The following is a 13,752-nucleotide window of genomic DNA, read 5'->3' on the forward strand; positions in this document are numbered from 1 at the left end:
GACCACACTCGGGGATAGCCGGAAACGCGGCTATCCCCGTTTTTTCATTCCGAACAGCACACCCTGAACAGGAAGATACGTGTGAATAGCTCCCAACCGGTCGTGGCCGCCGACCGCCCACGGCTGGATCTCCCCGTTTTTATCCCCGCGTTTGCCATTGCCGTCATCGCCGCCTGCTTCCTGGTGTTCCGCCCGGAGCAGGCGGAAGCCTGGGCCGCACACCTGATGTCGCTGGTGACCAGTCAGTTTGGCTGGTTGTTTGTCATTTTCGGTTTCGGCACCTTTGTGTTTGCCCTGTGGCTGGCCTTTGGCCGTTTTGGTCAGGTGAAGCTTTCACGCACCGATGAGCCACCGGAGTATTCCGAGCTCAGCTGGGCGGCGATGATGTTTTCCGCTGGTATCGGTATCGGCCTGGTGAGCTGGTCGTTTGTAGAGCCGATTTACTATCTCTCCACACCGCCTCTGCATATCAAACCGCATTCGGCGCGCGCCGCGGAATGGGGCCATATGTATACCCTGTTTCACTGGAGCTTCGTGCCCTGGGCGCTGTATGCGGTGCCCTCGGTAGCCGTCGCTTACGTCCTGCATGCGCGCCACCGCCCGCTGCTGCGTATTTCGGAAGTATGCCGACCGGTATTGGGCAACCGCGTGGATGGCTGGGTAGGCTCGGTGATCGATACTCTGATCATTCTCGGCCTGATCGCGGGTGCCGGCACCTCCCTGGGGCTTGGGGTACCGCTGGTGTCGGCGTTGACCACCTCGACTCTGGGGATTGAAGAAAATCTCTACACCCGCCTCGGCGTAATCGGGGTCTGGACAGTGATTTTTGGTGTCAGCGCCTACAAAGGGCTGAAGGCCGGCATCCGCATTCTCAGTGATATCAATATTTTCCTCGCCATTGCACTGGTTCTACTGGTGCTGTTTGTGGGGCCGACGGTGTTTATTCTGTCGCTTTCCGCCAACAGCCTGGGCCTGATGCTGGACAGCTTTCCCCGAATCAGTTTCTGGCTGGATCCGGTGAAAGATGGCGGTTTTCCCGATGCCTGGACGCTGTTTTACTGGGCCTGGTGGATTGCCTACGCACCCTTGATGGGACTGTTCTTTGGGCGTATTTCCCGCGGTCGCACCATTCGCCAGACGGTGCTGGGCATCATCCTGTGGGGCAGCCTCGGGTGTATATCGTTTCTGAGTATCTGCGGTGCCTATGCACTACACCTGGAGCTGGATGGGGTGCTGGAAGTGTCGCGCATGCTCAGTGAAAACGGCATTCCCGCAACCGTAGTGGAAATCGTAAAAACGCTGCCGTTCAGTCAGGTGCTACTGGCTGCATTTACCGTGCTGAGCTTTGTGTTCCTGGCCACCACGCTCGATTCGTCTGCCTATGTCCTGGCAAGTATCAGCACCAAAAATCTGTATGGCGAAGACGAACCGGGTAAGCGCAACCGCCTGGCCTGGGCCTTTGCCCTGGCGATGATTGCCGTCGGCCTGCTGTTCGCCAGCGGTCTGCAAACGGTCAAATCGCTCACCATTATTCTCGCGCTGCCACTAACGGCAGTGCTGTTCGTGGTTTTTCGATCGCTGACCCGCGCCCTGGGCGAGGACTTTGGCAAGCGCGTGCGCAAGCCGGCCCTGGTGATCGCCCCGACAAACAATGCTTCGAATAAGGAATCTTGAAATGTCTAAAAAATTTTTAATGCTTGGGGCGCTGTTGAGCGCGACCCTCTTTGCTGTGAGCAGTGCGCTGGCCTCCGATGAAAGCCGTAAAGAACTGGAAGAAGTTGTGGAAGAGGGCGGTGCTGCGCAGTTTATTGCCAATGCTATTGCCCATGCCAAGGCGACCGTAAAAGACACGGATATGGATGCAATCAGCAAAGCGCTGCGCCCGTACGATCAGCGCTACTTTCCGGAAGGCGAGGGCGCGGTTCCTACCGTGTTGTTCTTTCACGGCTGCAGTGGACCCACCGAAAGCCACGAACAGGACTGGGCCCGTCGCCTGAATAAGGAAGGTGTCGGTATGATCGCCGTAGATAGCTACAAAGGTCGCGGCATCAAATGGCAGGATGCGTGTAATTTCCAGGCCATGACGCCCTGGCAGCGCTCGGCGGATATTCTCGCCACCATTGAAGACGTGAAAAATGATCCGCGCGTGGATGCGGAGCAGCTGTATCTCGCGGGTTTCTCCCACGGCGCTGTCACCATCTGGGCCGCACTGACCCAGGCCTCTGCAAAATCTGCCCCTATCAGTCTGACGGAATGGCCGCAAGTGGATTTTGAACGTCGTGTACAGGGTGCCTTTATGTTCTACGGTACCTGCATGCAGCCCTGGACGGTGGACGTGGATGCTGTTGCCTTCCTCGGCACCGAAGACCGTTATATCGAAGAGGAAGTGTGCCAGGCCTACCAGCCGAACCACCCCAAAGGTGCTGGCGAACTGACCCTGAAAATATACAAGGGCGCTACCCACACCTTCGACCATGCCAACCCCAATCAGGCGAATATCGATGCGGGTTCTGTATACGATGCCGCCGCTACTGAAGACGCGTGGCAGACCATGCTGGGGATGATTCACGCGGGAACAAACGGGGAAGCCAACTAATGGCTGCCGTTCGCACTTTTTCCGGCGTGGCCCACACCTGGCTGTGTGATGAAATGGGGCATATGAACACCCGCAATTACGTGGGGATGTTCGATGATGCCATGCAGCACTTTATGCTGATCCTCGGGCATAACGCCATGGTCGATGGCGAGCGTCGCCTGGGATGGGCAGACGTGCGCCACGAGATCGACTACAAGGCGGAAGTACCGGAGGGCGCACTGGTGCATGTGGACTGCGAGGCACTGAAAATCGGCAACAGTTCGATTACCTATCGTCAGACGCTGGTATTGAGTGAAAGTGGTGAAGTGGCGGCGATCAATCGCGCCACTTCGGTGCTGTTTGACCTCAAGGAGCGTGGTACCGCGCGCATTCCGCAGGTGATGCGGGACAAGGTGGGTGAATATTTGGCGGCGGAAGGCTAGGGAACCTCTGATTTTGCTTTTTCTCGATCCACGAATTTCTGTATCGTAGTATTCAGTCACTCTGGATAACGCTACGCCATGGCCTTTGAGGTTCTGAAAGACCGCAATTACGCGCTGTACCTGGGCGGGAATACCGTCTCCTGGATTGGCACCTGGATGCAGCGCACTGCCATTGGCTGGTTATCGTGGGAGCTGACGGAGTCCTCGACCTGGGTAGGGCTTATCGTACTTGCCCAGTACCTTCCTCTGGTTTTTATTGCGCCGTTGTTCGGCGTGCTGATCGATCGCATGGATCGCCGGCGCTACGCCATTGCCTGCCTGCTGGTACAGATCCTGTTCAATACCGGGCTTTTCGTGACCCACGCGCTGGGTTTTCTCAATATTCACGCGCTGCTTGCCTGCTGTGTATTGCTCGGTATTGGCAATGCCGCCTACCAGCCGATCCGCCTGACGCTGATTCACGATATCGCACCGCGGGAATTTCTCACGCAGGCCATCAGTCTGAATGCGGTGGTGTTCAATGTTACCCGCCTGGTAGGCCCCGCATTGGGCGGTGTGTCCATCAGCACCATCGGCGTTGGCGGTACTTTCCTGATCAACACCCTGACCTTTCTCGGAACGCTGCTTGCTCTTCTGGTGGTGCAGATACGACCCACGGCGCGCAGTCAGAAGGGCGGTGGTGTCCTCTTCCAGTTGCGCGAAGGCCTGCTCTATATCAAAAGCACTCCAAAATTTCTCGAGCTCTTTATTCTTTCGGTTGCCATCGCCGTCTTGGGACGCGGGGTGTTGGAGTTGCTGCCCGCCTTCGCCGGGGGCGTGTTCCACAGTGGCAGTAGCGGCCTCGCGATCCTGATGGCGGTGGCCGGTGCGGGCGGTATTGTCGCCGGTGTTGTGTTATCCGGAACGACCCGGCGCAGCACGCTGGTAACCTTTATCACCATGGGATGCGCGTTGCAGGGGCTGTTTGTGCTGATGCTCGGTTTTTCCAGTCAGTTTTTACTGGCGGCCCTCAGCATCTTCGGTATTGCCGCCATGTCCACACTGGCCAGTATCGGTATGCAGGCCGCTTTACAGGCGGACCTCGACGGCGCATTCCGGGGCCGGGTAGTGAGCCTGTGGGGGATGACCACGGTGGCCGGGCCAGCGGTCGGCGCATCGCTACTCGGCGCTCTGGCCCAGATAACCGGGTTACCAGCAGTGGCAGTGCTCAGTGGGGTATTGTGTGCGGTGGTATGTTGCGGCGTCATGTGGCGCAGCCGCTTTTTTCCCGTCGGCAGCGCTGGGCGAGCCGTAGGGTAAACTTGGCCGGGCTGATATCGAGAACTGGATTGGGAGATTTTCGTGCGCACCCTTGCCCCCTCTGTTGCCCTGATTCCCGGCTTTATGCTGGATGAAACACTGTGGAACGAATTTCGGCTTTACCTTCCGCAAGACTGGAGCCTTCATACCGCAGCCCTGGGCAATGGGCCGACCATCCGCGATATGGCGTCCGATATTGCCGAGCGCCTGCCGGAACGGTTCGTCCTGATCGGTTTCTCACTCGGTGGTTATATTGCCCGGCAACTGGCTGCAGATTTCCCGGAGCGGGTGGAGGCGCTGATCCTTGTTGCCAGTTCGTTGCGCGACGACACCGCGCAGCAGAGGAAAACAAAAACGCAGGCGGTGCAGGCACTGACCCCGGAGCGATTTCGGGGCCTGAGTAACAGTACCATTGCCCATTCACTGCACCCGGATAACGCCTCGGACAAAACCCTGATCTCGACGATCAAGGAAATGAGTCGCCGGTTGGGGTATCAGGCGTTGGCGACACAATCGGCACTGGACCGCTCTCAGGTTCCGGCGTCGACAATCCAGTGCCCGACCCTGGTGATTGCCAGTGCAAACGATGCGCTGCGTTCTCTGGAAGAAGCGGACGAGCTGGCGGCGGCGATTCCAGGCGCCGAGCTCCGGCGGATCGATGGCGGCGGTCATATGCTTCCCCTGGAGCAGCCCCAGGCACTGGCGGACGCCATTGTGCACTGGCTGGATCAACCCCAGTAGGCTACTAATTTTCGCGCTCGGTCGCCCCTCGGGTAGGACGCCCACGAAACGATCCGGTAACGATGGAAATCAGTGCACTGATCCCCAGCAGCCAGCAGTAGTGGATACTGCCCGCTAGCGCCAAAGGCGAGACTTTTGCCAGAGACGATGCCAGCAGTATCTGTGCACCGTAGGGAAGCATTCCCTGTACCACGCAGGAAAAAATATCCAGCAGACTGGCGCTACGACGGGGTTCCACGCCGTAGCGGGTGGCCATCTCCCTGGCGAGCTGTCCGGTCAGTAAAATAGCGACGGTATTATTGGCGGTACAGACGTTGGTCAGTGCCACGGCGGTACTGATGCCCGCCTCGCCGGTTTTGCGCCCGGGTTTACCACGGCTGCACAGATGACTGATACGATCAATCTGCCGGCCCAGCCAGGCCAGTCCGCCACCGGCGTGCATCAGAGCGCCGAGCCCACCGATCATCAGTGACAGAATCAGGATTTCCTGCATCCCGGTATAGCCCGCGTAAATATCTTTGGACAGGGCGGCAATGGAGTAGTCCGGTTGCAGTCCCAGCCCAATGGCGCCCGCCAGCAGGATGCCGATAAACAGCACCAGCAGTACATTCACGCCGCTGACCGCCAGTACCAGCACCGCAATATAGGGCAGCACCCGAACCAGTTCGTAGTCGCCCGGTGCCGTAACCTGCGCGGTGGTGCCGGAGAAGTACAGCCAGATCAATGCGATCACAGCGGCGGGCAGGGCGATCAGCAGATTCATGCGGAATTTATCCCGCATTTTTACCCCCTGGGTACGGGTGGCGGCGATGGTGGTGTCGGAAATAATCGACAGGTTGTCACCGAACATGGCCCCGCCCACCACGGTGCCGATGGTGAGCAGTATCGACAAATCCGTGGCATCACTGACGCCCACGGCGATCGGCGCGATGGCGGCGATGGTGCCCATGGAGGTGCCCATCGCTGTCGCCACGAACGCAGTGATCAGAAACAACCCCGGCAAAACCAGCGTTGAGGGAATCACACTCAGGCCAAAATTCACCGTCGCATCCACTCCTCCCACGGCCTTGGCCACGCTGGCGAAAGCACCGGCGAGCAGGTAGATCAGCACCATGGTGACAATGGTCGGATCACCCACACCCCGAATAAAAGTGTCGATACGCTGGCTGAGAGGGCCGTGGGCGAGCAGGATTCCCAGTGCGATGGCGGGCAGAATCGCGACCGGGGCGGACACCTGATAGAAGCCCATGGCAACCCCCTGGGACTGATACCAGAGGCCGGCGCCCACAAAGAGTGCGAGAAACAACAGGAGCGGAAGCAGGGCGCGTGCTGATGGTGCCACAGGTGGTGTCGATGAAGGGGGAGGCGTGGGCTGTGCAGAGTGGTGCGTCATGAATCCGCTTTGACCATTGAGTTTGCTGATGCAGTAATCGGAAAAGGGCGCGGATTTTAAACAGTATGGCGGCGGCCGGCTAAGAATTTGCGATGGCCATACGAGCACGATCCGTTATATGACTTGGGCGGTGAAACACCTGGGCCCTTTACAGAATTTTACATTCTGCCGGGATGGAAGGCTTTGATGTTGTTAATGAGATACATTATCATTATTTGTTTGATCCCGCCTGTGCTCTCTGCCTGTCGAAGTCAGATGGGCGGCGCTCGGGTGGTGGTCTGCACAGGGGTGCACAGAATAAGACGTTTCGGGGGCGGAACCATCGTGGCTATATCTCTTGGGTCGGTGCGGCAGTGGCACTGGATCAGCTCTGCTGTCTGTCTGGTGGGAATGCTGCTGTTCGCCATCACCGGGATCACCCTGAACCACGCGGGAGAAATCCCTGCCTCGACGCACATTGTCAGCCACGAGGGACAGGTGCCCGGACCCCTGCTGCAGGAGTTGCGTTCCCTGGGCGCAGACGACGGGGAAGCATTACAGATGCCCGAGTCACTGAAGAGCTGGCTGGCGTCGGAATATCAGATCTTGATCGCGCGCTCTTATGCGGGTGAATGGGACAGTGGTGAGTTCTATCTTGCGATGCCGCGGCCGGGGGGAGACGCCTGGCTGTCACTGGATACCGAGAGTGGTGCGTTTATTTACGAGAGTACCGACCGCGGTTGGATTGCGTATTTTAACGACTTGCATAAGGGGCGGGACACCGGCACAGCCTGGCGTTGGTATCTGGATATGTTCGCAATTGCCTGTGTCGTGTTCTGCGTTACAGGTTTCTGGCTGCTCTGGCAACAATCCTCCCGACGGGTTTCTACCTGGCCGGTTACGGCGCTGGGGGTTTTGATTCCTCTGGTGATTGCGCTGGTTTTTATTCACTGACTGTTAATTTGGAACAAGCATGGAAAAAACGCTGTTAAAACGTTTCGCTGGCATCGTCGCAACCGGTGCGCTTTTTCTGACGATGAGCGCCGAGGCCCGGAACCTGCAGGTAAGCATCGAAATTCCGCGATTGAATGTAGCGGAATACCACAAGCCGTATGTGGCTGTCTGGCTGGAAGATGAATCCCGCAGCGCGACCCAGATTGCCGTGTGGTACGACGTCGGAATGCGCAATAACGAAGGCGAGAAGTGGTTGAAAGACCTGCGCCAGTGGTGGCGCCGCGGAGGCCGGGCGCTGGATGTACCGGTGGACGGTATTACCTCCGCGACCTACGGCCCCGGTGAGCACACTTTGGAGGTATCCATTGCCGGTAGCGACCTGGCGAAGCTGGCACCGGGGAAATACCGCCTGCGGGTCGAAGCTGCCCGTGAAGTGGGCGGCCGCGAGCTGGTTGAAATTCCCCTCACCTGGCCGCTGGAAGAATCCGAACTGCCGTTGTCGGCAGCCGGGAATGAAGAACTGGGCCGGGTGCGTATCGCGCTCGCGTCTGCCAGCGACAATTGATCATTCTGTAAAGGACACACTCATGAAAAAGAATTTCACAAGCGTTCTGGTTGCCGGCCTGATGGCCGCCGGTGTGGCAATGCAGGCGGAAGCCCACCGGGCATGGATTCTGCCGAGCAGTACGGTACTGTCGGGTGACGATCCCTATGTCACCTTTGACGCCGCTGTCTCCAATACCATTTTCTTTCCGGATCACGTGGCGATGGGGGTGGACGCGGTCACAGTAGCGGCGCCCAACGGTAAAACTCTGTCACTGGAGAATGCGTCCAGAGGTAAATATCGCTCTACCTTCGACCTGCAGCTGACGGAAGAGGGCACCTACAAAGTCGGTCTCGCTTCCTCCGGTTTGCGCGCTTTCTGGAAAGACGCAGAGGGCAAACGCAAAATGTGGCCGCGACGGGGCCAGCAGGCGAATGACGCGGAGTTTGAAACCGCCGTACCCAAGGACGCCAAAGACCTCCGCGTCACCCAGAGCTCCCGTCGGGTTGAAACCTTCGTCACTGCGGGTGCCCCTACCAGTGATGTGCTCAAGCCCGAGGGGGTTGGCCTGGAACTGGTGCCGGTCACCCACCCCAATGACCTTTATGCAGGTGAAGCGGCCAGTTTCAAACTGCTGATTGACGGCGAACCGGCGAAAGGCGCAGAAGTGGTGCTGATCCCCGGCGGCACCCGCTACCGCGACAGCCAGAACGAAATCAGTGCCCAGGCTGACGCTGAAGGCAAGTTCAGTGTCACTTGGCCGAGTGCGGGGCAGTACTTTATGGAAGCGGAATATGAGGATGGCAAAGCCCGCGCACCGGCGACCGTGCGTCGCGGTTCCTACTCTGCAACCTTCGAAGTGCTGCCCCTTTAACCGGGCCGCGAGCGGAGCGGACTTGTGACCGAGAATCAACGTATCGCGCTTGCTCTGGGTTGTATTCTGCTCTGGTTGCTGTGGGTGGTCGATCTGTACCTGCAGTATCGTCGCACCCTACGCAGTGCAGATCGTCTGCAGCTGTCACAGGTGGAAGACAGCGTTCTTATCGCGTATGCCAGTCAAAGCGGTACCGCCGCCACACTGGCACGGCAGAGCGCTGATCACCTCGGCGCATCGCAGCCGGTTACCCTGCTGCCCCTCAGTCAGGTTTCTTCCGATACCCTGCGAACAGTGCGCAAGGCGCTGTTCGTTGTCGCGACCTACGGCGAAGGCGAACCGCCGGATAACGGCCAACGCTTCGCCAGGAAGTTTCTGGGCCATAGCAGCGGCGCCAGTGGTGAAGTTGCGACCCTGGACCTTTCGCACCTTTCCTATTCCGTGGTTGCCCTGGGTGACAGCACCTACGAGCGCTTTTGCGCCTTCGGGCAGCGCCTGTTTGATGGCATGGCCGCGTTGGGGGCCCGCGCCCTGAACCCTCTGCATAAAGTAGACCGGGCCCAGGGTGATACCGGCGCGCTGGCCAGTGTCATGCCCGCCTGGTTTCGCGCTTCCCCGGCGATGACGCATGACCGGGCGCCGCCGGCCAAACAACCGGTGATCTGGTGGCGACTGGCGGAGCGCGGTCTTCTGAATACCGGGAGCCCCGGTGCCCCCCTGTTTGAACTCACTCTGCGAGCGGTCAGCGACTGGCCCAGATGGCGCGCTGGTGATGTGTTTGAGTTGCAGCCCCGTCAGCCTCGCGCCGTGGTGGCAGACTGGCTCGCGCGACATCAGCTGGATGCGAACGAGTGGGTGGTGGTGGGCGGGCGCGGTCAGACCCTGCAGGCCTGGCTGCGCGAGCGTAGGTTGCCAGGTGGCAGATTCAGCCGGGAAAAACTCTTGTGTGGCGACTTTTCCGAATTTCCGCTTCTGCCGATGCGCGAATACTCGGTGGCTTCCTGTTCCGCGGAAAAAGCCCTCAAGCTGATCGTTCGCCAACAGGCGGACTCCCATGGGAATCTGGGCCTCGGGTCGGGATGGCTGACGGAGTTCTGTGAAGTGGGGGAATTGTTTGGTGGCCGCTTGCGGGAAAATTCGCACTGCCACACGCCGGACCACAGCCGCTCGTTACTGATGGTTGGGGCCGGCAGTGGACTGGCCGGGTTGCGCGCGCAACTGGCGGAGCGGGCAGCCGAAGCCTCTGTGCAGGGTGGTGCCGGCCCTGTTTGGCTGGTTTATGGTGAGCGCCGTGCCGAATCGGACCGCCCACTGGCACGGGAAGTCGAGACCTGGCAACAGCTGGGCATCATATCTCGCTGCGACCGGGTGTTTTCCCGCGGGGCATCGGATCAACCCGGGTATGTGCAGGATGTTCTCGCCGCGCATGCGCAGGACCTGTGTCGTTTCCTCGCTCGCGGGGCGGATATATACGTCTGTGGTAATCGCGATGGAATGGGGCAAGGGGTGGACCGCGTTCTACGGCAACAGCTTGGAGATCGCGAAGTGACATCGCTGCTCGAGAATGGTCGGTATCGCCGGGACCTGTACTGAATACGGCTTTTCCAGTAGGGTCATGTGCATTCAAAACGAAGGAGTGGGGTATGTGTGACGAGCTGAACAGTAACGATGCGGAAGCCTATTTCCTGCAGCATGGCCTGGGTAAAGGGGTAAGTCGCCGGGGATTCGGCCGCATGGGGGTCGGCGCTGGCCTGTTGGCGATGCTGCCCTGGTCCGCGTCTGCCACCAGCGAAGCCAACCTTGTGGAAAGCCGGGTGATGGTGCCCACACCCGATGGTGAGGCCGATTGCTACTTCGTACACCCGGCGAAAGGTCGTCACCCCGCGGTCGTGCTATGGCCGGATATTTTTGGCATGCGCCCAGCATTCCGCCAGATGGGCAAGCGCCTGGCTCAGTCCGGTTACTCTGTACTGGTGGTGAACCCCTATTATCGCACCATGAAAGGCCAGCTGGTGCCGGACGATGCCAAAATCATTGGTCCGGAACTGCGCAAAAAAGTCTTTCCCAAAGGTCGCGAACTGGCCGGCACTCTATCTCCCGAAACTTGTGTTACCGACGGCAAGGCATTTATCGCCTGGCTGGACAAACAGGACTCTGTGGACGCCGGCAAAAAAGCCGGTACGGCAGGGTATTGCATGACCGGCTCTTACACCTTCCGTATGGCCGCCGCCCAGCCCGAGCGCATCGGGGCTGGCGCTTCTGTCCATGGAGGTGGCCTGGTGACCGATAAAGCGGACAGTCCCCATCGCCTGATTCCCGAGATCCAAGCCGGCTTTCTTGTGGCCATTGCTGAAAACGACGACGAGCGCCAGCCTGAGGCCAAAGATGCCTTGCGTGAGGCCTTCGAGGCCGCAGACGTGGACGCCACTGTAGAGGTATACGAAGGCGCCATGCACGGCTGGTGTCCGCCGGATTCGATGGCGTACAACCAGGCCCAGGCGGAACGTGCCTGGGAAGAAATGCTTAACTTGTTTGAAGAGCGACTTGCATAAAAGGCCGGAGGCTTGGAGATGTGGCAGCGGATTTCCTGTTTGATCGCGGGCTTGGTGTTTTGCAGTCCGCTGGTGTGGGCGGAACAACCGGAATCTGCCCCATTTGCCATCGCCATCCACGGTGGTGCGGGCACCATTGAAAAGTCCTCCATGACGCCGGAGAAGGAGCGTGCCTACCGTGGCAAACTCGAGGAAGCCATCAATGCCGGCTATCGGGTACTGGCCACGGGGGGCTCCAGTCTGGACGCGGTCGTCGCCGCCATCAATATTCTTGAAGACTCCCCCCTGTTCAACGCCGGCAAAGGCGCCGCTTACACCTATGACGGCACCCATGAACTGGATGCGTCCATCATGGATGGCCGCAATCGCCAGGCCGGCGCGGTGGCCGGAGTAAAGCACGTCGCCAACCCGATTGACCTGGCGCGGATGGTGATGGAGGACTCGCCGTTTGTGATGCTCGCGGGCCAGGGTGCAGAGGACTTTGCCAAAAGCCGGGGTGTGCCCATGGTTGACAATCAAACCTTCGATACCGAGCAGCGCCGCCAGCAACTGGAGCGGGCGAAAGAAAAGCTGGATAAGGAAAACAAACAGGACAAGGATTACCGGGCCGCCGTCGAATCCCTGCCTGAACCTTTCCGCATGGGTACCGTTGGTGCCGTCGCTCTGGACAAGCAGGGCAACCTGGCTGCAGGAACTTCCACCGGCGGTATGACCGCCAAACGCTATGGTCGTATTGGCGACGCGCCGGTAATCGGGGCTGGCACCTTCGCAGACAACGAATCCTGTGCGGTCTCCGCGACCGGTCACGGGGAGTACTTTATTCGCTACAATGTCGCTGCGGATATCTGCGCTCGCGTGGCTTACCAGAACAAGTCTGTCGCGAACGCTGCGGACGAGGTGATCAACGATATTCTGTTGCCGGTAGGCGGCACTGGTGGCGTGATTGTGCTGGATAGCAAGGGGAATCTGGCGCTGACCTTTAATACCAAGGGTATGTATCGGGCCAGTCGCGTGGCCGGGCAGAAGCCGGTGATTAGAATTTTCGCGGAACACTGAACCTGGAAATGGCGCCCCCGGCAGGACTCGAACCTGCAGTCCGGACTTAGGAGGTCCGTGGTTTATCCTGTTAACCGACGGGGGCTTTCCCTGATGCAGCCAGCCTTCTTGGCGGTCGGCCGGGCCCAGCCTTGAGGGCCGGGAGGGCATTCTAGCGGCTGATTCTGCTCCTGTCATGACACGGTGTCTAAGCGCCAGCTCCGGCGGCCACCCGCACCGGCAATTTCTGCCAAACCTCGGATACCTTTTCAGCCTGCCTCTGCACTGTCACCAAGAGTAACGCCCGGTACCAAAACGGTTACCAGACTGCTCTGTTTTCTGGTGTTTTCATAGACTGGGAAAACAGCGGAAAAATTTCGCAAATTGGTAACAATTTGTCGCTATTTTGGCGCCAGCAGCCGGGGGTTGAGGATCCGCCTCCTCGGTGCTGAGGGCGCTATCCAGGTGGCAGTTGTAACCCCAGGAAAAACTGCACCGTATAGCGAAAAAGTTGCTTGACCGGAAAAGCCGGAGCTGGCTAACCTGCGATTGCACAACAAAAACAGACAAAGAGTTTCTGCCCTGGCAGATCGAGATTGTGGAGTTTTCTATGAGCGGCAACGTTATCGAAAATGACATGGATTTTGATGGAAATGATTCCTCTCTTGAAGAGAGTCTGCTCTACACCCCGGAGAGCCCTCGCGACGCACGTCGGCTGGTCGAAGACCGGTTGGAAGAAATGCGGCTGCGGCGGGAGTTGATGGACTATCAGTACGACTTCTGACCGAGACTGGAATCTCAGGCCAAAACCTCACACCGGGAACTGCCCGGAATAAAAATCATTCCTGCTCCAATGCGGTGTGCATAAAGCGAGCAGTGTACGCCGAAGGGTGCCATTGGCACCCTTTCGCATTTCTGGGATAGGGCCCCACCAGTTTCCACACCTTGCAGCGGGGTGTATATTGGAGCTGACAAGTTCTGCAACGGTCAGGATGCAGCAGGATATAGGACGTTCTAATGGTGATTTCCGAAAGGTTCGAGAGCCGCGTGAGCTCGGAAGTTTCCGAAGATGGCGAAGAACTGGTGATTCATATCACCGGGAACTTCGATTTCAATATTCATCGGGACTTTCAGCGGGCCTACCGCAATGCGAATCCGATTCCCAAGGTGTTTCTGGTGGACCTTGCGGCCACCGACCACCTCGATAGTGCGGCTCTGGGGATGCTGCTTTTGCTGCGTGACTACTGCGTCGAAGTCGGCCGAGAGCGCGAGCAGCCCACCGTGGAGCTGATGAACGCAAACGCGCACGTGGCGCACATCCTGACCGTGTCTAACTTCGACCGGATATTCAGCATCCGCTGAA

General features: G+C 58.8%; 14 protein-coding genes and 1 tRNA gene. 13 read left to right on the forward strand and 2 right to left on the reverse strand.

The features are described 5' to 3' along the window. Positions 1–81 precede the first annotated feature (81 nt). From LRR79_RS09695 to LRR79_RS09715, 5 genes are all read left to right on the forward strand, one after another. Entirely contained in the window at positions 82–1,674 is a 1,593-nt protein-coding gene (locus LRR79_RS09695; protein ID WP_231757018.1) for a BCCT family transporter, read from the forward strand. Position 1,675: 1 nt separating this feature from the next. Further along, on the forward strand, positions 1,676–2,596 hold the full coding sequence (locus tag LRR79_RS09700; RefSeq protein WP_231757019.1) for a dienelactone hydrolase family protein: 921 nt from the start codon (positions 1,676–1,678) through the stop codon (positions 2,594–2,596). Further along, on the forward strand, positions 2,596–3,018 hold the full coding sequence (locus tag LRR79_RS09705) for an acyl-CoA thioesterase (RefSeq protein ID WP_231757020.1): 423 nt from the start codon (positions 2,596–2,598) through the stop codon (positions 3,016–3,018). The genes LRR79_RS09700 and LRR79_RS09705 overlap by 1 nt, the downstream gene beginning before the upstream one ends. 78 nt (positions 3,019–3,096) lie before the next feature. Next, positions 3,097–4,317, forward strand: coding sequence for an MFS transporter (locus tag LRR79_RS09710; protein WP_231757021.1), 1,221 nt, complete (start codon positions 3,097–3,099; stop codon positions 4,315–4,317). Between the two features lie 42 nt (positions 4,318–4,359). Then, complete coding sequence (locus tag LRR79_RS09715; RefSeq protein WP_231757022.1) at positions 4,360–5,058, forward strand: alpha/beta fold hydrolase; 699 nt, start codon at positions 4,360–4,362, stop codon at positions 5,056–5,058. A 4-nt stretch (positions 5,059–5,062) separates the two neighbouring features. Here LRR79_RS09715 and LRR79_RS09720 read toward each other — a convergent pair whose 3' ends face one another. Further along, positions 5,063–6,400: a Na+/H+ antiporter NhaC family protein gene (locus LRR79_RS09720; protein WP_231757023.1), complete on the reverse strand. Its 1,338-nt coding sequence runs from the start codon at positions 6,398–6,400 to the stop codon at positions 5,063–5,065. Positions 6,401–6,775: 375 nt separating this feature from the next. Here LRR79_RS09720 and LRR79_RS09725 point away from each other — a divergent pair, with 375 nt between their 5' ends. Genes LRR79_RS09725 through LRR79_RS09750 form a run of 6 tightly spaced genes read left to right on the forward strand, consistent with a single transcriptional unit; the run spans position 6,776 to position 12,410 of the window. Next, positions 6,776–7,384: a PepSY-associated TM helix domain-containing protein gene (locus tag LRR79_RS09725; protein WP_231757024.1), complete on the forward strand. Its 609-nt coding sequence runs from the start codon at positions 6,776–6,778 to the stop codon at positions 7,382–7,384. Positions 7,385–7,403: 19 nt separating this feature from the next. Beyond that, entirely contained in the window at positions 7,404–7,949 is a 546-nt protein-coding gene (locus LRR79_RS09730; RefSeq protein WP_231757025.1) for a DUF2271 domain-containing protein, read from the forward strand. 22 nt (positions 7,950–7,971) lie between these two features. Next, a complete protein-coding gene (locus LRR79_RS09735) occupies positions 7,972–8,802 on the forward strand; it encodes a DUF4198 domain-containing protein (protein ID WP_231757026.1) in 831 nt (276 codons plus the stop codon). Between the two features lie 24 nt (positions 8,803–8,826). Then, positions 8,827–10,395: an NADPH cytochrome P450 oxidoreductase family protein gene (locus tag LRR79_RS09740; RefSeq protein ID WP_231757027.1), complete on the forward strand. Its 1,569-nt coding sequence runs from the start codon at positions 8,827–8,829 to the stop codon at positions 10,393–10,395. Between the two features lie 50 nt (positions 10,396–10,445). Further along, on the forward strand, positions 10,446–11,354 hold the full coding sequence (locus LRR79_RS09745; RefSeq protein WP_231757028.1) for a dienelactone hydrolase family protein: 909 nt from the start codon (positions 10,446–10,448) through the stop codon (positions 11,352–11,354). An 18-nt stretch (positions 11,355–11,372) separates the two neighbouring features. Continuing rightward, on the forward strand, positions 11,373–12,410 hold the full coding sequence (locus LRR79_RS09750) for an isoaspartyl peptidase/L-asparaginase family protein (RefSeq protein WP_231757029.1): 1,038 nt from the start codon (positions 11,373–11,375) through the stop codon (positions 12,408–12,410). Positions 12,411–12,419: 9 nt separating this feature from the next. On the opposite strand, the gene LRR79_RS09755 is transcribed toward LRR79_RS09750, so the two are convergent. Further along, positions 12,420–12,495: transfer RNA gene (locus tag LRR79_RS09755), tRNA-Arg, on the reverse strand. Positions 12,496–12,999: 504 nt separating this feature from the next. On the opposite strand from LRR79_RS09755, the gene LRR79_RS09760 reads away from it, so the two are divergent. Further along, the gene (locus tag LRR79_RS09760) at positions 13,000–13,173 is read left to right on the forward strand and encodes a PA3496 family putative envelope integrity protein (RefSeq protein WP_231757030.1); all 174 of its coding nucleotides are present in this window, start codon (positions 13,000–13,002) and stop codon (positions 13,171–13,173) included. Positions 13,174–13,406: 233 nt separating this feature from the next. Then, complete coding sequence (locus LRR79_RS09765) at positions 13,407–13,751, forward strand: STAS domain-containing protein (protein WP_231757031.1); 345 nt, start codon at positions 13,407–13,409, stop codon at positions 13,749–13,751. The last annotated feature ends 1 nt before the right edge of the window (position 13,752 follow it).

The sequence above is a fragment of the Microbulbifer elongatus genome, from assembly GCF_021165935.1.
GTDB classification, from domain to species: Bacteria; Pseudomonadota; Gammaproteobacteria; order Pseudomonadales; family Cellvibrionaceae; genus Microbulbifer; species Microbulbifer elongatus.